This window comes from Paenibacillus sp. SAFN-054 (genome assembly GCF_051966755.1).
GTDB lineage: Bacteria > Bacillota > Bacilli > Paenibacillales > Paenibacillaceae > Paenibacillus_AQ.
The window spans coordinates 94176-113151 of the sequence record NZ_JBQCKS010000006.1 but is presented as its reverse complement, the minus strand read 5'-3'; the positions used below and the strand labels follow the sequence as shown (position 1 = coordinate 113151).

Genomic DNA, 18976 nt, shown 5'->3' with positions numbered 1-18976 from the left:
TACTGAAGGATGACGGAGTGAGTTTGGTAGGATTTTTCATAGAATTGACAAAAAGACATCTGGCAATGGGGCTAGATGTCTTTTTTTGGGTACATAATAGATACAAGAAGATACAACGTCTCTCGTTACTAGTTTCATGACAGCTAGACCCAAATCTGATATATAGGCGGTGGAATGATGATGGCATTCGAAGTAGGCGAGTGGATCCAGGGAAGAACAGTAGACGGAGAGTTTATTCACGGGTATGTGGAATCGATGGGTGCCCAGCAGGATCTCGTTCGAGTACGCATCGTTCAATCGGACAACAAAAGGGCGATCGGCAGGATCATCGCGCTTCGCAGCTCTTGGCTCAAACAGGCTCCGGTTGTTAACCCCCTTGATGATATAGAAAACCTGAGAAGCCTGATCGACCTGGCCTTGGCGACGTCGGATAAGGCGTGGTTTGAAGAGTTGGCGGGCCGGATCAACAGCCTGAAATCCGATAAGCGCAATGCCCGGGAAGTCCGGATCAACGGCTCGCGGACCAATCGTTTAGGATCGTACGAGAACAAATGATGAAAGCGAAGCACCCGGAATGGACTCCGGTGCTTCGTTTTTGGTTAGCGTAATACATAGGATAATCAGGGTTTCATGCTTGATGGAGAGGGGCGGCGAAATATTCCGCTTCTTTTTTGGTGTAGAAATGTGGTATCGTTATGTGTTATGAAAAAAAGGACGGTTTAAAGGAGATCACATGACATTTAACGATTTGAAGATTGCCCCTGCCATATTGAAAGCACTCGCGAAAGAAAATTATTCAAAGCCGACGCCGATTCAGGAGCAATCGATTCCGGCTGTGCTCGCAGGCAGGGATTTACTGGGCTGCGCCCAGACAGGTACGGGGAAGACGGCTGCATTTGCCGTTCCTACCATTCAGCTGTTAAGCCAGCAGCCGCATAAACCGGGTACGGTGCGCCGCATCCGTTCATTAATTTTGACCCCGACAAGAGAGCTTGCGCTCCAGATCGATGAAAATATGAAGGCCTACAGCCAATTTACGGATATCCGCTGCTCCGCGATTGTCGGCGGGGTTTCCCAAAAGGTACAGGAGCGGGCGCTCCAGCAAGGCGCGGACGTCATTATTGCAACCCCGGGCCGGCTGATCGACCTGATCAATCAAAAGCGCATCGATCTGCAGCATGTACAAATTCTGGTGCTGGATGAAGCCGACCGGATGCTGGATATGGGCTTCATTCATGACGTGAAGCGAATCATCGCCAAGATGCCTGTAAAGAAACAAACCTTGTTCTTCTCGGCAACGATGCCTCCGGAAATATCCAAACTCGTGAAGACCCTCTTGGTTGATCCCGTCAAAGTGGAAATTACTCCGGTCTCTTCCACGGCGGAGCGGATCAAGCAGTCCGTTTATTTGCTGGCATCCGGCAACAAGCAGAAGCAGCTGAATGAACTGATGAAGGACCGCTCGATCGTATCCGCGCTCGTATTTACGCGCACGAAGCGCGGCGCCGACCGGGTGGTCAGGGATTTGAAGAAGGTGAACGTTGCAGCTCAGGCCATCCATGGCAATAAGTCGCAGACGGACCGGCAGATCGCCTTGAAGAATTTCAAAAGCGGGGTGACCCGCGTTCTGGTCGCGACGGATATCGCTGCCAGAGGCATTGATATCGATGAGCTGTCCCATGTCATCAACTTCAACCTGCCGAATATTCCTGAAACTTACGTTCACCGGATTGGCCGTACCGGTAGAGCAGGACTCAGCGGGACCGCGATCTCTTTCTGTGAGGTTGACGAGCTTCCATTCCTGAAGGACATCGAGAAGCTGATCGGGAAGAAGATCCCGGAGGTCACGGGACATGACTACCCGATGCCGAGCTCTTCGAGAACCGTGAAAGCACAGCCGAATAAACCTGCGGCCCAGCGGCCGGGCAAGCCAAAGGCGGGAGCAGAGCGCAAGCCGAAGGATCATGAGCCCCGTCATGCGAAGGAACATGCGAATCGCGGTTCCCAAGGGACTAAGGCTCGGGGCACCAAGGAGAGCCCTTATCGCAAGCCGCAGGAAGGTTCTTCCCGGAAGCCCAAGCCGAACCCGAACCGCAAGCCGAAATCCGAAAAATTTCAGCCCAAAAGCCAAGTGAGCGGTTCCCGCTCATAGGACCTTAACGAAACAGCCTGTCTGCGTCAGCAGACAGGCTGTTGTATGATTTCTCGGTCTTTCGTGACCGGCTCACCTCATGTGAAAGAATAAACTCATCAAATTTGATCAAAGTTGTCTAATCCATGACTAAAATTGTAATATTATGGATTGTGCTGTTTTCCTGTTTTTGCTATCCTTTTGATTACAGATGACAAGAATCGATGAATTGAGGTAGAGACGATGAATCGTAAGATGATTTTGACGACGGCTGCGTCCCTGGTCATTGGCGTTGTCGCCGGAACGGGCATCATGATGAACGACCAGGCCTATAGCTCGGTTAAACAGGCTGTCGGCGGCGGAACGAGCAACTCGATTGGACAGATCGACATCAGCAGCATGGATATTGAGACGGCACTCCAAGCTGTGCAGGAACAACGGACGGCTCTATTGGATCAGCAGCTGAATCAGCAAATTAAGGATGTTCAGAGTCGCAATGATCAAATTGCGAAGGTCAATGACCTGCTGGCCAGTGTCAATAACGCCAGAGCCGAGAACAACGAGAACGGACAGTACGAGCTTCCGAGCGACGTAACCAGCAAGCTCTCCGAGCAAGGTGTGGGCGACGGATCCAAGACGAGCTTCTCGAAGGAAGAGCTGGACAAGATGAGCCAGGACTTGAAAGGTAAAATCGACTCGTATTCGAACAGCCAGCAGATGGACATGCTGCGGCTGCAGTCGATGAGCAACAAGCGCAATGAGGCATTCGACACCATGACGAATTTCATTAAGAAGATGCAGGACTCCCGAAGCAGCATTATCGGCAATATGAGATAATCGGTTTTAAATTATGATGAAGGAAAGGAATCTGCCGTACGGCGGGTTCTTTTCGTGTTTGGAGAGATGGAAATGACAACGATGGCGGTAGATTTTTTGCGGGGACATCCGCTTTTCCGCGGTGTACCCGTTCCCGAGCTGGAAGGGGCAGCAAGGTCGATGCATGAGGAGAGCTTCCGGGACGGAGATAGCCTGATTGTTGAGGGCAGCTACGGCAATTCCTGTTATTTCATTATGAGCGGGCAGGTACAGGTCGTATCGCGAAATCTGGTAGGCCAATCCGTAACGCTGGATGTGCTGGGCGAGGGAGAGCTGATCGGTGAAGTGGCCCTTTTTCTGGAGGAAAAAAGAACGTCCGGCGTCCAGGCCATCGGCGAGGTGAAGGCGCTGCGCCTGGAACAGAATGCATTCAGCAGGCTGGCCGCGGCAAGCCCGATGTTCCATGAAAGCTTGTCCTTTTCCGCACGAATCCGTACCATGCATGCCATGCTCAGCAAAGCGACCATTTGGGCGGCGATTCCCAACGCGGAGCTGCGCGGGCTGGCGGAAGTCACTGTCAGGCGGAAGGTCTACAAGGGAGACGTCATCGTCAGCGAAGGCGTCTTGGCCGACCGGTTCTACATGATCGCGGAGGGACGCTTCGAGGTCCGCACGGGCCGCAGGAAAAAAGCGATATACGAGGCCGGCGATTACTTCGGCGAGATGGACCTGTTGACGGGCGAAGCGCAGACGGGAACGGTGACGGCGCTGGAAAACGGCGAGCTGATGGTGATGGGCAGGGATGAATTCCATTTCGTCCTACAGCAGTATGAGCCTGTCCGAAGGCAGTTCCATGAGGTGCTGCGCATCCGCAGGCCCGATCTGTTGACGGATGTCGTCAAGTCCAAGCTGCAGTTTGCGGAAGCGCAGCCGGAGCATAAAATGCAGCCCCCGCAGGGGACTGAGGCAGCCGTCCCTGCACCTGCCCCGGCCAAAAAGGAAAGGTGGATGGACCTTCTCCTGATCTTGGGCGGAATATTCGTCGTATTCACGATTCTAGCAGCCTGGCTGAAGCAGCCGTTCTGGATTTATGCGGCGCTGCTGTCGGGAGGCTTTGTCGGTCCTGTGTCCTTCGTGGCATATATGCGGAGCTCGCAGCTGCTGGGATTTCGGGTTTTGCGCTTGATCACCGTATTTGCGGCATCCGCAGTCATTGCCCTCCCTATTGCCTGGCTGCTTGAGCATGAATGGCTGGATGTGACCAGCCTGTCGTCAGACCCTTCCGGACACGTCCGGGCGGCTATTCTGATCGCGGTCATTGAAGAGATGGCGAAGCTGCTCGTTTGCCTGATCTTCCTGCGCAGCCGCAAGCAGCGTTTCCTGATGGACGCGATCGTCTTCGGAGCCGCGGCCGGCATGGGCTTTGCCGCGATTGAGAGCATCCTCTACGGCCTGACGTATTTGCAGAACCATGCCACATCGGGCATGCTGGCTGTATTATGGGTCCGTGCGCTGATTTCGCCGTTCGGGCATGGTACATGGACAGCGATTGCCGCCGCAGGCATCTGGTACGGCCTGGGACGCGGCACGAATGGGGCGGGAGCCGGCAGAACGCGGCTCCGGAGCGTTCTGACGATGACCGGGCTCCTGCTGCTCAGCATGCTGCTGCATGCCTTATGGGATTATCAATACGCTACCGGAGTGATCAAGCTGATCGGAATGCTGGCGGTCGCTGCGGCAGGCATCGCGCTGCTGTATGTGCTGATTCGGCGGGCTTCGCGGGATGAGCAGTATATGCTGTATGCCGTCAATCCGGAGCAGCAGCTGGAGGAGAGGCTGAAGGTGGCCGTCAGCTCGGAGCATGCAAAGGGTGGCGGAGGAGCTCACACCCTGGTGTGCGATGCATGCAAGACCGTGTCACCCGCAGGCTCCAGATATTGCGGCCGCTGCGGGCAGGCCTTGAAGCTGTAAGTATGGAAAGACAGGCTGTACAGGGATGATTCCCGAACGGCCTGTCTTATTTGCTTATATCGAGGCAGAAGTCAAACCTCCGGATCAAGCGGAATGACTGCCTCGCCGCCGGCCCCCTGATTCCGATTCCTATTCAGATGGATTGTCTCCCAAAGCATTCCGATCGTATAATGTAAGTCACAAGCACTTGAACAAATGTCGGAAGTTACAGCAGGGAGAAGAGGGGGAGCGAAGTTATGGGCATGGAAATAGAACGTAAATTTCTGCTGCCGGCGTATCCGGCGGCAGAAATTGAGAATAACGTGATCCGGATCGAAAAGGTACAGGTCATTGAGCAGACGTATTTGGCATTAGCCGGGGATCAGGAGCTGAGGGTCCGGAAAATCACGGATCTTGCCTCGGGTCACACCGAATACACCCACACGTTCAAAAAAGGGCATGGCATTGCCCGCGAGGAAGTGGAGTATCACATCTCGGAGGGCTTGTATGACCAGATGATCCAGACGCATCAGGCGATCCCGCTGATCAAAAAACGGACGACTGCCCGCTGGGACGATATATGCATCGAAATCGACGATTACGAGCAGATCAGCCTGTTGGTGCTGGAAGTGGAATTTGCCTCGGTGGAGGAAGCGGAAAGCTTTGTTCCGCCTGAATGGTTCGGCCTGGACATCAGCAGCTCGAAGGAGTACAGCAACAAAAAGGTGTGGAAGGAACTGCAGAAACAAAAGCAGGGCTGAAGATTGAATGAGTAAAGGGCATCCCCGTGGATGCCCTATTGCTGTATAAACCGGCTCATGCATCTCACATATTCATACCCGTATCAAACCTCCATATAAAGGAATATTTTATTTTATGTAGAATATTTTTACATAGTGATAAAAGGTACAATGTAGGAGGGTCTTTCATGAAGCGCTACAATAAGTACTATTATAAAGCTTGCGAATCGTATCTGAGCCTGAGGACGGAAGATATTATTGCACGGCAGCTGCGGAGCGAGAATATCATTCATGCGAACGAGCTTCTGATTAAATTTGGAGGGATATTGTTCTTTGCAGCTCTATTCTGGACGATGCGGTTAGCTCTCGGGAACGCGCTTTTTCTCAGTTCATGGAGCCTGTACGTCATCATTTTCTATTTCATACTGTTATGGATTTCCAAGCGGACCATCAGGCGCCGCCGGGCGTGTAGTGATGCAGCGGAAGTGATGCTTCAGTTCGAGAATGAAGAGGGCCGCACGAGATACTTCGATGAAAAGTTGCGGCCGCAATTCGAATAATCGAGCCGCATCGCCGAACCGAACAAAGCGTTCAGAAAGCCGTCCATGATCCCTTGCAAGAGCGGGAAGACGGTTTTTTGTGTTGAGAGGAAAACACCTTGGGCATGTACGAAGGATACGGTAACTTTGGACACATATGCATTGGCTATCGAATACAAATCTTTGCTTATGGGTATAGCAAAAACAAAGAAAGGGGGAACTGTAATGTGGATCGCTTACGCTTTCGGCTCGGCGCTGTTCGCCGGCGTTACCTCCATCCTCGCCAAAATCGGCATCCGAAACGTGGACTCGAACCTGGCTACCGCGCTGCGGACCTGGGTCGTACTGTTTTTTTCCTGGCTGATGGTGTTCATTGTCGGGTCTCAGGATACGATCACGGATCTTGGCGGGAAAAGCCTGCTCTTCCTCGTACTGTCGGGACTCACGACGGGAGCTTCCTGGATTTGCTACTTCCGGGCGCTGCAGCACGGGGACGTCAACAAGGTGGTCCCGGTGGACAAATCGAGCAACGTGCTCACGATGATTCTCGCGTTCATGTTCCTCGGCGAGCGGATTTCGTGGATGATGCTGGCAGGCATGGTGGTAATTGCGATCGGTACCTATATGATGATCCAGAAAAGCAAAACGGAAAAGACAGCCGCTCCCGGACATAAAAGCTGGCTTCTCTACGCCTGCCTGTCGGCGCTGTTCGCCGCCCTCACTTCGATCTTGGGGAAGATCGGCATCGAAGACGTCGAGTCCAATTTAGGGACGGCCATCCGGACGATCGTCGTGCTGATCATGGCCTGGCTTATCGTTTTCATGCAGAAGAAGCAGGGGGAGATGAAGCGCATCGACCGGAAAAGCTGGCTGTATATTGTGCTTTCGGGTCTTGCGACCGGGCTCTCCTGGCTCTGCTTCTACAAGGCGCTCCAGGACGGACCCGCCAGCGTGGTGGTGCCGATTGACAAGCTGAGCGTGCTGTTGACGGTGCTCTTCGCGCTCGTGTTCCTGAAGGAGAAACTGTCGGCGAAGTCCGCTATCGGACTGCTGCTCTTAACAGCCGGAACGCTGGCATTGCTCATTAAAGTGTAGAGGATAACGGACCAAAAGCCCGCTGGATGGCGGGCTTTTGTATGTTCTATACCTTTTTGGATTTAGTGTTGACGGCTACGCGGTGATCATCCAGGTTATGCCGTAGCGATCCGTAATTTCACCGTAATGCAAGCCAAAGGGCTTCTGCTCGAACGGAATCTTTACCGTGCCATGTGATGCAAGCTTGTCGAAGGCTTCCCTCGCCTCTGTCTCCGCCGGATACGATATATTGAGCAGCAGCCCGCTTCCTTGCGTAAAAGGCTCTGCCGAATCGGCCATGAAAATGGAGCTTCCGCCAGCGATCTCCAGACATAAATGCATGACTTTGTCCTTCAGATCGTGCTGAACTTCCCCGGCTTGTCCATGCGTCATCACGGAAGAAATGCTTCCGCCAAGCGTCTCTGCATAGAACTCTGCCTGCGATCTCGCATCCTCGGATAGAATAAAAGGTCTTACATATCCCATTGGTTGAACATCCTTTCTGTTACAAAAATTGGACGATATTAACCATTGTACCCTAAGTGGTCCGGGCTCATTTCTTCTGGATTGCGGATATGGCAGTGGTCATTGTTGTTTACCGGTGGTTAATCTGGCTCAATCGTTTAAGAAATCTGTTCATGAGCAGCGGCAGGGAAATTAATATGGGCGGGTCATCCAGGCGAGGCTCGTGGAGAATAACGTTTTGATGCGGGACCTTTGTATGCGGATGCACGATGAGGGGTTGATGGTCCCGGGTTCGCAGCGTGTCATAGGGAAGGAGCATATCATGCTCACGCGAGCCCCACGAAATCGCGGTTGCCATTAAATAATACGTGCCCGGCTGGATGCCGGACAAAGAGAAGAACCCCGGTCCAGGCAGCAAAGTACCTTTTATGGGGAGGCCTTCCGGGATGGGACTTGCGAACAATCCGATCAGGATGAAGCCCTCAAACGGAGCGCTGGTGCTGACGGTTCCTTCGACGGCATGATCAGTGTTTATGGAAAGCAGAGGCTCCCGCCAATGTTTCAAAAGGGAAAGGGAGGCTCTCGCCGCTTCCGAAGACGGCAGCGAATGACGGAATTCCGATGGCGTGACGCCAACGCAATTCGTGAAGCGGGTCGTAAACGTACCCAAGCTTTGCTGTCCGATCTCAAGGCTGATATCGCGTATGCTGAGACCCGTATGAATGAGGAGATCTTTGGCCTTTTGCAGACGCAGTGCGGATGCGTAGTACAGCGGCGGCAGGCCGACTTGTCTCTTGAACATCCTGGAGAAATGAAAAGGGCTATACCCCACATGCGCCGCCAAACGTTCAAGCGTGAATGGTTCGTGCAAATTCCGATGGATGAACGCGACGACTTCGTCAATTTCGTGTATTCGCTTTACCTGCATGTGATCCTCCTTGGCCTTGTTCAGGTCTCGAAAAGAATTTCGCCCGTGCGGGCAAGGTCATAGCCGGCAATGGCCTGGAGCTCCTTCCGGAACCCCTCTGACCGCAAAATGTCCAGCAGAGACTGAATCCACGGCAGATTCTCCGCAGTTTTCAGCATGACGAGGTCATAGCGCTCTTCGATCAGCGGGATAAAATCCACCTGACCCACGATCGCTGCGGCCTTTTCGATGCCGACGCCGACATCGGCTTCACCCGAGGCGACTTGGGCAGCCACCCCGATATGGTTCGTCTGCTCCAGCTCATAGCCGGTCAGCTGCTGCGGATGAATGCCATGCAGGCGCAGCTGCTCGTCCAGCAGGACGCGGGCGCCCGAGCCTTTTTCGCGATTCATGAGGCGCAGGCCGGGGCGGCTTAGGTCGGACCATGCTTTAAGCCCCAGCGGATTTCCCTTCGGCACGTAGAGTCCGGCATTTCGGGACAGCAGATTGACGACCATGTAAGACGAGCCGACCAGCAGCTTGCGGATGTACGGAACATTGTATTCGCCGGTATCGCCGTCGAGCAGGTGGGTGCTGACGATATCGGACTCGCCGCGGTACATGGAGATCAGGCTGTCGAGACTGCCGACGTATGCGCGGAGGGGCCGGATGCCGGAGATGCCTTTTTCCATGTACTTGACCAAAATATCCAGGCTGATGTCCTGGCCCGTGACGACGATGGGGCGCATGCCGCCTGAAGCTGTATTCTCGCGGGCATAGGAATGATCTGCGGAAGGGGCAGGCAGCGGAACGGATGGTGCGGATGGAGCTGCCGTCTGGATGCCTTTGGCCCGCTGTTTATACGCATCAAAGTCCGTCTTGTCGACGCGCATCTGTTTGCCGACACGATACGAAGGCAGCTCGCCCTTTTTGATCAGGTCATAGACCGTGAGCTTGGAGATTTTCAGCATTTTGGCAATTTCTTCGGTGGTATAGGATATATCGCTGGACATTGGACTCCTCCTCGTTCAAAAAACAATCCGCTCTTAAGGTTTCATTGCTCTTTATTGTAGCATAATTGAATGTGAAAGTTTTCTGAAGCAGGTTTACAAGCTTAAACCGACCTAGTTATAATTTAATTTATATTAATTATATCTATTTATAATTAAATATAACGATGGAGGAAGCGATAGTGATTTCTAAAAGTAAAAGTAATGTGATCATGTATGTTTTGGTTGCGATGATGCTAGTGTTCGCTGCAGGTTGCGGAAACAGCTCCGATTCGAAGTCAGATAGCCAACCGAGCGGCGCGGCTTCCGGTTCCTCCGATACGAACGTTTCAAACACGACCCCGGCGAAAAGGGTGGATCTGACCATCTCGGCTGCCGCCAGCATGACCGATGCGCTGGGCGAAATCGAGAAATCCTATGAAGCGGCTCATCCGAATATCGAGCTCCGCTTTAACTTCGGCGGCTCCGGCGCACTGCAGAAGCAGATCGAGCAGGGGGCACCGGCGGATTTGTTCCTGTCCGCTGCTACGAAGAATATGACCCCTCTTATTGAACAGAACCTGATCGAGGAAGGCAAGGAATTGACGCTTCTGACTAATGAATTGGTAGCTGTCGTCCCCGCGGACGGCAAGGCAGCGGTAGCTGCGCTGGAAGATTTGGACAAAGCGGAAGTGAAAAAGGTCGCGGTCGGCATTCCGGAAAGCGTTCCTGCCGGTAATTATGCAAAAGAGGCGCTGACGAATGCCAAGCAGTGGGATGCGCTGCAGCCGAAAATGGTGCAAGCCAAGGACGTCCGTCAGGTGTTACAATACGTAGAGACAGGAAATGCGGATGTCGGATTCGTCTATAAAACGGATGCCCTGACTTCGCAGAAGGTGAAAATCGCGTTTGTGGTCGACCCGGCTTCATATTCGGTCATCGAGTATCCGATCGGCGTCGTCCAAGCGACGAAGCATCCGAAAGAAGCGGAAGACTTCTATGACTACCTGCAATCCCAAGCATCACTTGACGTGTTTATTAAATACGGATTTACCGTTCCGAAATAAAAAGGATGTGTCTTCATGAACTGGCGCGATTTGTGGCCGCCGGTGCGGATATCGCTGCAGGTATCGCTGCTCTCCAGCGTGGTCGTCCTGATTCTTGGCGTCGCCGCGGCCTGGTGGATGTCCAAACGAAATTTCAAAGGGAAAATCATGCTGGAAACCCTGCTGATGCTTCCCCTCGTGCTGCCGCCGACGGTCGTCGGTTTTCTGCTGCTCGTTATCTTGGGCCGCAAAAGCTGGGTAGGACAGGCTGTCGAATGGCTGTTTAATGCTCCCGTCATTTTTTCCTGGTGGGCAGCCGTTATCGCCGCTGTGGTCGTCTCCTTCCCGCTTGTGTACCAGACGATGAGAAACGGTTTTGCCTCCGTCGATCCGGAGTTGGAGAATGCCGGCCGGTCGAGCGGGGCGAGTGAATGGCAGGTCTTCAGGTACATCACGCTGCCGGTCACCTACCATTCGCTGGGTACGGCCTTCATCCTCGGCTTCGCGCGGGGGCTCGGCGAATTCGGCGCGACGCTCATGATTGCCGGGAATATCCCGGGCAAAACGCAGACGATTCCGACAGCGATTTATGTAGCGGTGGATGCGGGCAATACAAGCATGGCCTGGGCCTGGACCTGTGCGATCATCCTCATTTCGTTCGTGATGCTGCTGCTCACGGGGAAACGAAGCCCCGTAGAGGATACTCGCGCGGCGGTCCGAACGAAAACATCTTCGCATTAAGAACCATATAAGTACCAACAAAGCGAGCGGCCCTTGGGCCGCTCGCTTTGTTCGGGTGGAGCAGGTTTATTGAACCGTCAGGATGCAGTGCGTGCTGGATATCGTTTTGGTTGAATTTCCACCATAGATGTTGGTGACCCGCACCCAATATTCGCCGGCATCCGCTGCAGTCGCTTGAGGGATGGACAGCGTGCTGCCTGTTTGGGTGAGAAGCTTGCCGTTTTTGTACCACTCATAACGAATTTGGCCTTGGTCCGGCGAAGAAGCGCTCACGGAGAGCATCACCGGGCTTCCGGCCGCGGCATTCCGGGCAGCTGGCAGATTCGTGGTCAGAACGGGCGGTTTGGCCGAGGTCTGTAGCGGTTTCTCGCCTGCCTTGATCACTTCGTAATAATCGAGCTCGAACCCGATCCAGCTTTTCGTAATGGCCGGATTATAGCTCTCCAGCACCGTAATTTTAATTGTATGGTTCTGATCGGTTTCCGATAGCTTGCCCGTATCGAACAAGACCTGCTGCGTGGCCGCTACGCCGTTCAGGCGCGCGATCTTCTGGCTCTCCGTTTCGCCGGCCCCGCGGCTGTAATGAGCCGGATCGTTGGCGCTGTAGGCCATCACCCCGCGGCTTTGGTACAGATCGATGATCTGCGGTGTCTGATTGTCGACCGATACCGAGATGTTGCGGATCCAGTCATCCTTGATGCCGTAGACGATCGCCTGCGTTCCGTTGAACTGGATGGTCGCCGTTGCCCCCGGTTTGTTCGTGCCATGATCCTTGCGGCCAAAGGAGCCGAGGTAGTTCTGGTTCGCGTTCCAGCTGCCACCATATTGGATGGAGGCGTGATTATTGTCGTAAAAATGGCGTTCGCGGACAGTCTTGAAGGTGCGGATGCCCGTGGCGGCGGGCGTTTCGCCCTGGTTGTTCAAGGCAGAGACCTTCCAATAATACGTTGTGCCGAATTTCAAATCCTTGGTCGGCTGATAATTGGTGAAGCCTTTGGTCGTCGTATCGATTACCGGATTCGATAAGTTCGCATTTTCGGACACGATCAGGCGATAGTTCTGCGCCCCTGCGGCTGCCTGCCAGGTGAAGTTCTGCGCCGTGCTGATTTCTTGGCCGCTACTCGCCGGAAGGATAGCGTTAAAAGCTGCGGGGAGTCCTGCCGCAAGGTCTTTGTAGAACGTGTACACAACGGCACTTTCCCCGTAGTTCAGTTGATCCGTAAACGTTCCGTTCGCGACCTGGGCCGCTGCAATATGTCCGGCGAAATCCGGCGCTTCATCTGCGTTGGCGGTTCCGGAGGCGTTTTTGACGCCCTTCAGCACTGAGGCTTTGACGGAAGTAAAGGCAGAAGGCACGTTCAGCGTCAGACTGACGTCCTCGGAATGCTTGTTGATCACGATAACGTTCAGCTGGGACTTATCATCGTTGGTAAACGCGAAGGTGCGCATTTTGGAATCGCTCGAGGTGCTGTCGACCTTGCGGGAGAGCACGCTCTTCTGGGTGATCATCTCGGCAAGCATCGGCCCGTTCAGGCGCTTGGCCGTTTTGCTGTCGTACCAGGCGTCCTGATCGAACCAGCCGAAGGACTTGCCGGACGGGTTGAACGCATTATAGGTCGTGCCGTTGCTCGGCCATTGGGAAGGCCACATGATGACGCTGCTGTACTCGTCGTTTTGCGCGAGCTTCAGGAATCCGTTCAGCAGCGCAAGTCCGCTTCCGAGCGAGGTGGAGTATGTCGGGAAATTCGGCCACGGGATATTGCTTTCGCCCAGAATCTTCTCTACGCCGGAATCTATAGCGCCGAAGCTTCCGAAGATATTGTCGTCGCTGCGGGCATAGTACAAATCCCAACCGACGTTGTTGCTCGGGTAATTGTGGTAGTCAATGGCGTCGAAATACAGCTTGCCGTTCTCGCTGGCCGCAGTCTTGACATTGTTATACCAGGTTTTGTTGTTGGCCATCATGACGATTTTGTAGTTGGGGTTGATGGCTTTGACGCGGGTATAGACATCCTTGAACGTGCTGCCGTAAACGGCTGCGGAGAACGTACCGTACGGATTGCTCGGCGCCTCCATGGGCTCGTTGCCCATGTCGAAATATACCTGCTGGAAACCGTTGTTGTTCAGGTACGTCGCCATATTTTCGGCAAGCTGAAGCACCCTGGCGTACGTCGGGTCGTTTTTGCCGTTATTATGGTTCCAGGACTCGATCGGCAGATGAAGGAACGGAATGATGCCATGCGCTTTGGCGAACTCGAGGAATTCCCTCAGGCCGAAGGAGCCTGCGTCATCCTTCGTATTCATGCCTCCCTGGTAATTGGTGTTCAGGGGCAGCTCGTTTTCCCAGTCGAAGACCCAGGCGTCGTATCCCCAGCGGATCATTTGGATGCCGCTCCCCGCATAGGTCTGCTCCATCCATTTACCGTTCGAATTCCACATTTCGTCGCTCGTCTTGGACATTTCGAAGTTCACGCCCATATGCTTGAACTGGCTTAGAGGAACCGAGGACTGGAGCTGGGTGTCCGTCACGGTAACGGTGGCGCTCAAGCTGGCGGCGGCGCTGCCGGCTTCGGCGGAAGCCGCTGCACCTCCCGTGAACAGCATGGAGCAGGATAGAAGTAAGCCTAACGCTTTCTTTTTCATGATTCATCCTCCTTTAAAACGGCGATGGAGCCGTTAATTTTGTCCCTCAGCCGAATCAGGTACTGCGAGCCTTTCGGATAGGCGGTAAACGAAATGCGCCCTTCGGTATCTTCATGAATAAGGCGTTCAACCGTATGTCTCCCTGCGAGCGTCTCCAGCTTCTGCATGGCCCGCAGATCGTAAAGCGCCTCTTTCAGGATCATGCCGCGGATGGAATCATAAGCGGTGCCGTCCGGTGCAGGATATACGAGGAACGGGTCGCCCGAAGGGAAAGCCTCGCCGGCATCCGTCACCAGATACGGGTTGATCGGCTTAACCGAATGCTGCGAGTTGTAGAAATTGAAGCCCCAATGCAAGAATCCTTCCATTTGGTGCAGATACAGCTGAACGCCAAGGATGCGGTTGCGCGACGAAGGCATGGCGATGAACCGGTTGCTGACCTGGAGTGCCTGCACAGTGCAGTAATAGGTCCACAAATGGGGCACGCCCGCATCGATGAACGGCTGAATATGGTCATTGCAGGGAATCGGTTTCTCCACGATGCCTTCTGTGTAGATGTCGTAGCTGCTGAGCGCATCGATGACCCGGCAGTCCGACAGCAGGTCTTTGACCACGGCTTTGGCCGCCGCGTAAGTCTCTTTCTGATGGTCATGGGGCTCGTCGGAAATATGGAACCAGGTCCGCTCGAACACGCCCTGCCGCTTCAGGAAATCCTTCAGCTGCGGGAGGAAGTCGTGCAGGAAGGCGGTATAAGCTTCCCCGGCGGCTTCCGTATCCCAGCCGAATATCCGCTCTGGCCTCCCGTTAACCCGGGCGATGATCTTCGGCGCATGCTCGGCACCCCACTGGGTAAAGAGGTGGGAAATTTCGAGATGGTCGATGCCGTGCTTCCGGCAGAGGTTGATCCAACGTTCCAGCCTGCCGAAATCAAACGTGTACCTGCCGTCTTCAACATGTACGTCCACGAGTTGGACCGTCGTCCGCTCGCCGCCGATCGCCGTATCCAGTGGCGGGGTGAAAATCGGCGTCAGCAGCATGTTGATGCCATGGTCGGCGGCGGCAGCCATAAAGTTGTCGATGATGCGCCAATGCTCTTCACTGAATACGGGGACACCGTAATAGTCGGCGAGGCAGTCCGCGTGGAACCATTCCGTATGCAGCAGGCGCTGCGGCGGCAGGTGATGCGGGATGACTTCGATGTAGATTGTATCCTCCCAGAGAAAGCCGCCTTCACGATTACGGGCGGTCAGCGTGACGGGATACTTCCCGGCCGGCAGGCTTCCTCGCAGTTTCACGTCAATCCATAGCGATCGCCACTGGGCGGGAACGGCTTTGACCGCTTGGCCGAGATCCAGCGGAACAAGAAGGTCCGGCAGCAATCCAGGCTCGGTGGTGAGATAGTCATCATCCCACACGCCGTGGCAAGGATACGAGCAGGGCACGAGCTCGACCTTGCGGACACGGATATCTGCATGCAGTGGCGAGTCGATCTCAAGGCGATAATGAAAGCTCGCCGTATCGTATTCGTCGCTATCGCAGCGGTAGGCGAGCTGGAAGGATAACATTTCTCCCCATAGCCCGGAGAGCGAGGCGCCGGAGCTGAGGGAAGAAGGCGCCTGTTTGGGCAGCACCTTCTCCAGACTTCCGGCGAGCGTGAATGTAAAGGATGTCATGGGAGCCTCCTGAAGTTTTGGTGGTTGTACGAAGCGTGCTTCTCGTTCGATGATGTTCTACCCTTTGATCCCGCTTAGCGCGATACCTTCGACGAACTGCCGCTGCAGGAACAAATACAGGATGAAGGGCGGCAGGAACGTCATGGTCGCTCCGGCCATGACCAGACCATAATTCGTCGCGTAATTGCCTTGAAGCGAGGACAGCGCGAGCGTCAGGGTGCTCATCTTTTGGTTCGTGATGGAAATGAGCGGCCATACGAAATCATTCCAGCTCGTGATGAACGTGAAGACGGTCAGGCTCACGAGTACCGGCTTCACCAGCGGGATGACGATCGTGAAGAATACCCGCAGCTCGCCGCTGCCGTCGATGCGCGCCGCTTCGAGCAGTTCGTCGGGAATGCTTTCCATGAACTGCTTGATCAGGAATACGCCGAAGGCATTGATGATCGGCAGGAAGAGGGCAAGATAGGTGTTGGAAATATGCAGCTCGCGGATGATGACGAACATCGGAACGAGGATGACCTGCGAAGGAATCATCAGCGTCGCCAGGTACAGCCAGAAGATAAAGTCCTTGCCGGCGAATCGTTTCTTAGCGAAGCCAAAGGCGGCCAGGGAAGAAATCAGTCCGTTGCCGATGCAGGCGCATACGACGACGACCAGGCTGTTGGTGAAATACCGCGCAAAATCATAATTTTTGAAAATCGTCGCGTAATTCTTAAAATTCAGGCTAGCCAGATCGAAGGATAGATCCATCGCATACGTCTGGCGAAGCGAGGTGACGATCATATAGCCGAAAGGGAACAAGGCCAGCAGGGAAGGGATCAACAGAATGATCCGAAACAGGTTTTTGGTGCCCGCGCGTGCCGTCATGAACGATAACCTCCCCGGGTTCGTTTTTTATCGCTGAACAGTCCCTTTTGGAGACCCGAAATGATGAGAATGAGCAGGAAGAGCACGAAGGAAATCGCGCTGGCATAGCCCATCTTGTACTGCTTGAACGCGTTCTGGTAAATGTTCAGCACCATTGTCAGCGTACTGCGTCCCGGACCGCCGCCGGTCATGGCGTAAACGAGGTCGAACACCTGGAAGCTCCAGATCGTGCCTAGCGTGACGACCAGGTAGGTGATCGGCTTCAGGCTGGGCAGGGTAATGTAGATGAACTGCTGGAAGCGGGTCGCTCCATCGACCTCCGCGGCCTCGTAGTGGCTGCGCGGGATGTCCATGATGCCCGCATAATAGATGACAAGAAAGTAGCCGACATTCTTCCAAATGGACACGAGGCAGATGCTGATCATGGCCAGCATTTTACCGCCGAGCCAGTTGGGCCCGTCGATACCGATCATGCCAAGGAACTGGTTGACCAGCCCGTTGTCGGTGGCAAGAAGAAACTTCCAGACGGTGCCGACGAGGATCATCGAACTGATGACCGGAATGAAGAGGGCGCTCTTGACGAAGGATCCGAACTTGTCCCGGCAATAGGCCGCAATGATATCGGCGATCACCAGCGCAAGAACTGTCTGGAGGGGCACGACGATCACGGTATAGACCAGGGTATTGATGATGCCTGAGCGGAAAAAGGCGTCATCCATGAGATGCCTGTAATTTCCCAGGCCGATCCAATCCGGCTGCTGAATGACGTTATACTGCGTAAAGCTGTAATATCCGGTCATCCCGAGCGGAATGAGCGAGAAAATAAGGATCAATAGAAAGCTGGGAAGAATATATAAAAAACCGCTGTTCTGTTTAAGCCGCTTCACTAGTGGAGTATGCATGTCTGTCTCCACCTCCAATCATAGCTGTTAGACAACCGCCCTCCGGCCATGGAATGAATGGCGGGAGAGCGATCCGGTTGCAAAATGACATCCTTTTTATTTGGCCTGCGCCTGCGAGAGCGAGTCATCCGCATATTTGGCGGATTCGTTCAGCGCCTGCTCGGGCGTAAGCTCGCCCAGCATCATGAGCTGCAGGTTCTTGTACAGGTTGTCATATATGCCCGCAGATCCTTTCACGGCAGGCAGGGTGACCAGTGAAGCCTGATCCTCGTTGTATACGCGCTTGAAATTGACGTCGTCATGATATTCTTCGTCCTTCGCGACCGGCGGGAACGGCGCCATCTTATGGAATTCGGTCATCGCCGGGCCGCTGAGCATGTACAGCGCAAGCTTGGCTGCAAGCTCCTTATGCTTGCTGGAGCTGATGAGGACCAGCGAGTCGGCAGCCGCGAAGGTGCCTCCTTTCGCCTGCTTAAGCGACGTACTGTAACCCCAGTCGACCCCCGCTTTCGTGAATTCCGCGCCACGGTTCGTCGGTGCGACCGCAAAGGCGAGCTTGCCTGCCTTGAAATCGGCAAGGACTTGATCCTCGGACATGGAGGTGGTGGAGTCCGGAATCAGCCCCCCCTTCTTCATGTCATACAGAAACTGGGCGGCCTTGATGCCCTCGGGCGAATGGAAGGTAGCCTTCGTGCCATCCTTACTGAAGATATCTCCGCCGGCCTGCCAGAGATAAGGGAAGAAGATCGCGTTCAGGGCGCCTTTGGATTTGTCTCCCCATTGCTGCTGGAACGGAGTCATGCCCGCGGCCTTGATTTTCTTGCTGGCCGCAAGGAATTCGTCCCATGTGGACGGAACGGTAGTCACGCCAGCCTTGTCCAGCATGCTTTTGTTATAGTACATGACGCGGGCGCTGCCCACGACGATCGGGAGCGCATACTGCTTGCCGTTGATGACGCCTTTATCCAGGTAATAGAAATTCTCTTTGTCCTTGTCCGTCAAGTAGCTGTCGAACGGCTCAAGCGCGCCCATGTCGATGAAGTCATTCATCATTTCCATGTACATGTAGCCCACGTCAGGACCGTTGCCGGAGGAGATGCCCGTCAGGTACTTTTCTTCATAATTGCTCCAAGGCACGATCTCGATCTCGACCTTGGCGTTGTTGTCCTGCTCGAACTTCGCGATGGTCTTGGACCACATCTCCTTATCGAGGGTATCCTCGGTGCCGAAGGGCGGCATCCAGAGCAGCAGCTTTTCCGGTTCCTTATTCGCAGCGTTGTCCCCGGGATCGGCCGCCGTGCCCGTCTCGCCGCCGTCCTTGCTTCCGCAGCCGGCCATCAGTGTTACGGCCATCAGCAGCGTGAGCAGCGTACTCCATGTCTTTTTCATCTTGTTCTGATCCTCCTTTTTGAAAGGCCCGCTAATATCACTGATAAAGCGCTTGCAAGGTGCGGTTTGCCTTTGTGCCGTCATCATAATCAACCCCGGAC

At 54.3% G+C, this 18976-nt stretch carries 17 protein-coding genes; 9 read left to right on the top strand and 8 right to left on the bottom strand.

Going from position 1 to position 18976, the window contains the following annotated elements; all coding sequences use genetic code 11:
• Nucleotides 1–180 precede the first annotated feature (180 nt).
• The 7 genes from ACTHPM_RS23535 (at nt 181) to ACTHPM_RS23505 (ending at nt 7271) form a co-directional block, all read left to right on the top strand.
• Nucleotides 181–555, top strand: a complete 375-nt coding sequence (locus tag ACTHPM_RS23535) for an IDEAL domain-containing protein (RefSeq protein ID WP_440397501.1) — start codon at nt 181–183, stop codon at nt 553–555.
• Nucleotides 556–733: 178 nt separating this feature from the next.
• Nucleotides 734–2152, top strand: a complete 1419-nt coding sequence (locus ACTHPM_RS23530; protein ID WP_440397502.1) for a DEAD/DEAH box helicase — start codon at nt 734–736, stop codon at nt 2150–2152.
• A gap of 222 nt (nt 2153–2374) precedes the next feature.
• Nucleotides 2375–2968: a hypothetical protein gene (locus ACTHPM_RS23525; RefSeq protein WP_440397503.1), complete on the top strand. Its 594-nt coding sequence runs from the start codon at nt 2375–2377 to the stop codon at nt 2966–2968.
• 54 nt (nt 2969–3022) lie between these two features.
• Nucleotides 3023–4918: a cyclic nucleotide-binding domain-containing protein gene (locus ACTHPM_RS23520; RefSeq protein WP_440397504.1), complete on the top strand. Its 1896-nt coding sequence runs from the start codon at nt 3023–3025 to the stop codon at nt 4916–4918.
• Nucleotides 4919–5154: 236 nt separating this feature from the next.
• Nucleotides 5155–5658, top strand: a complete 504-nt coding sequence (locus ACTHPM_RS23515; protein ID WP_440397505.1) for a CYTH domain-containing protein — start codon at nt 5155–5157, stop codon at nt 5656–5658.
• A 167-nt stretch (nt 5659–5825) separates the two neighbouring features.
• On the top strand, nt 5826–6197 hold the full coding sequence (locus ACTHPM_RS23510) for a hypothetical protein (protein WP_440397506.1): 372 nt from the start codon (nt 5826–5828) through the stop codon (nt 6195–6197).
• A 204-nt stretch (nt 6198–6401) separates the two neighbouring features.
• Nucleotides 6402–7271, top strand: a complete 870-nt coding sequence (locus ACTHPM_RS23505; RefSeq protein ID WP_440397507.1) for an EamA family transporter — start codon at nt 6402–6404, stop codon at nt 7269–7271.
• A 75-nt stretch (nt 7272–7346) separates the two neighbouring features.
• Here the strand turns inward: ACTHPM_RS23505 and ACTHPM_RS23500 are convergent, their stop codons facing one another.
• From ACTHPM_RS23500 to ACTHPM_RS23490, 3 genes are all read right to left on the bottom strand, one after another.
• Nucleotides 7347–7736 carry a VOC family protein gene (locus ACTHPM_RS23500; RefSeq protein WP_440397508.1) on the bottom strand — a complete coding sequence of 130 codons (390 nt, stop codon included), beginning with the start codon at nt 7734–7736 and terminating at the stop codon, nt 7347–7349.
• A 109-nt stretch (nt 7737–7845) separates the two neighbouring features.
• Nucleotides 7846–8643, bottom strand: coding sequence for a helix-turn-helix transcriptional regulator (locus tag ACTHPM_RS23495; RefSeq protein ID WP_440397509.1), 798 nt, complete (start codon nt 8641–8643; stop codon nt 7846–7848).
• Between the two features lie 20 nt (nt 8644–8663).
• The gene (locus tag ACTHPM_RS23490; RefSeq protein WP_440397510.1) at nt 8664–9635 is read right to left on the bottom strand and encodes a substrate-binding domain-containing protein; all 972 of its coding nucleotides are present in this window, start codon (nt 9633–9635) and stop codon (nt 8664–8666) included.
• Between the two features lie 179 nt (nt 9636–9814).
• Between ACTHPM_RS23490 and modA the strand changes: the two genes are divergently transcribed.
• On the top strand, nt 9815–10678 hold the full coding sequence (modA, locus tag ACTHPM_RS23485; RefSeq protein WP_440421695.1) for a molybdate ABC transporter substrate-binding protein: 864 nt from the start codon (nt 9815–9817) through the stop codon (nt 10676–10678).
• A 15-nt stretch (nt 10679–10693) separates the two neighbouring features.
• Nucleotides 10694–11398: a molybdate ABC transporter permease subunit gene (modB, locus tag ACTHPM_RS23480; RefSeq protein ID WP_440397512.1), complete on the top strand. Its 705-nt coding sequence runs from the start codon at nt 10694–10696 to the stop codon at nt 11396–11398.
• Nucleotides 11399–11464: 66 nt separating this feature from the next.
• Here modB and ACTHPM_RS23475 read toward each other — a convergent pair whose 3' ends face one another.
• From ACTHPM_RS23475 to ACTHPM_RS23455, 5 genes are all read right to left on the bottom strand, one after another.
• A complete protein-coding gene (locus tag ACTHPM_RS23475) occupies nt 11465–14041 on the bottom strand; it encodes an immunoglobulin domain-containing protein (protein ID WP_440397513.1) in 2577 nt (858 codons plus the stop codon).
• On the bottom strand, nt 14038–15714 hold the full coding sequence (locus tag ACTHPM_RS23470) for a DUF4091 domain-containing protein (RefSeq protein WP_440397514.1): 1677 nt from the start codon (nt 15712–15714) through the stop codon (nt 14038–14040). The genes ACTHPM_RS23475 and ACTHPM_RS23470 overlap by 4 nt, the downstream gene beginning before the upstream one ends.
• A 57-nt stretch (nt 15715–15771) precedes the next feature.
• Nucleotides 15772–16584 (bottom strand): carbohydrate ABC transporter permease, encoded by an 813-nt coding sequence (locus tag ACTHPM_RS23465; RefSeq protein ID WP_440397515.1) that lies wholly within the window; start codon nt 16582–16584, stop codon nt 15772–15774.
• Complete coding sequence (locus ACTHPM_RS23460) at nt 16581–17486, bottom strand: carbohydrate ABC transporter permease (RefSeq protein WP_440397516.1); 906 nt, start codon at nt 17484–17486, stop codon at nt 16581–16583. Before ACTHPM_RS23460 ends, ACTHPM_RS23465 begins: the two co-directional genes overlap by 4 nt.
• A 96-nt stretch (nt 17487–17582) precedes the next feature.
• A complete protein-coding gene (locus tag ACTHPM_RS23455) occupies nt 17583–18875 on the bottom strand; it encodes an ABC transporter substrate-binding protein (RefSeq protein ID WP_440397517.1) in 1293 nt (430 codons plus the stop codon).
• Between the last annotated feature and the right edge of the window lie 101 nt (nt 18876–18976).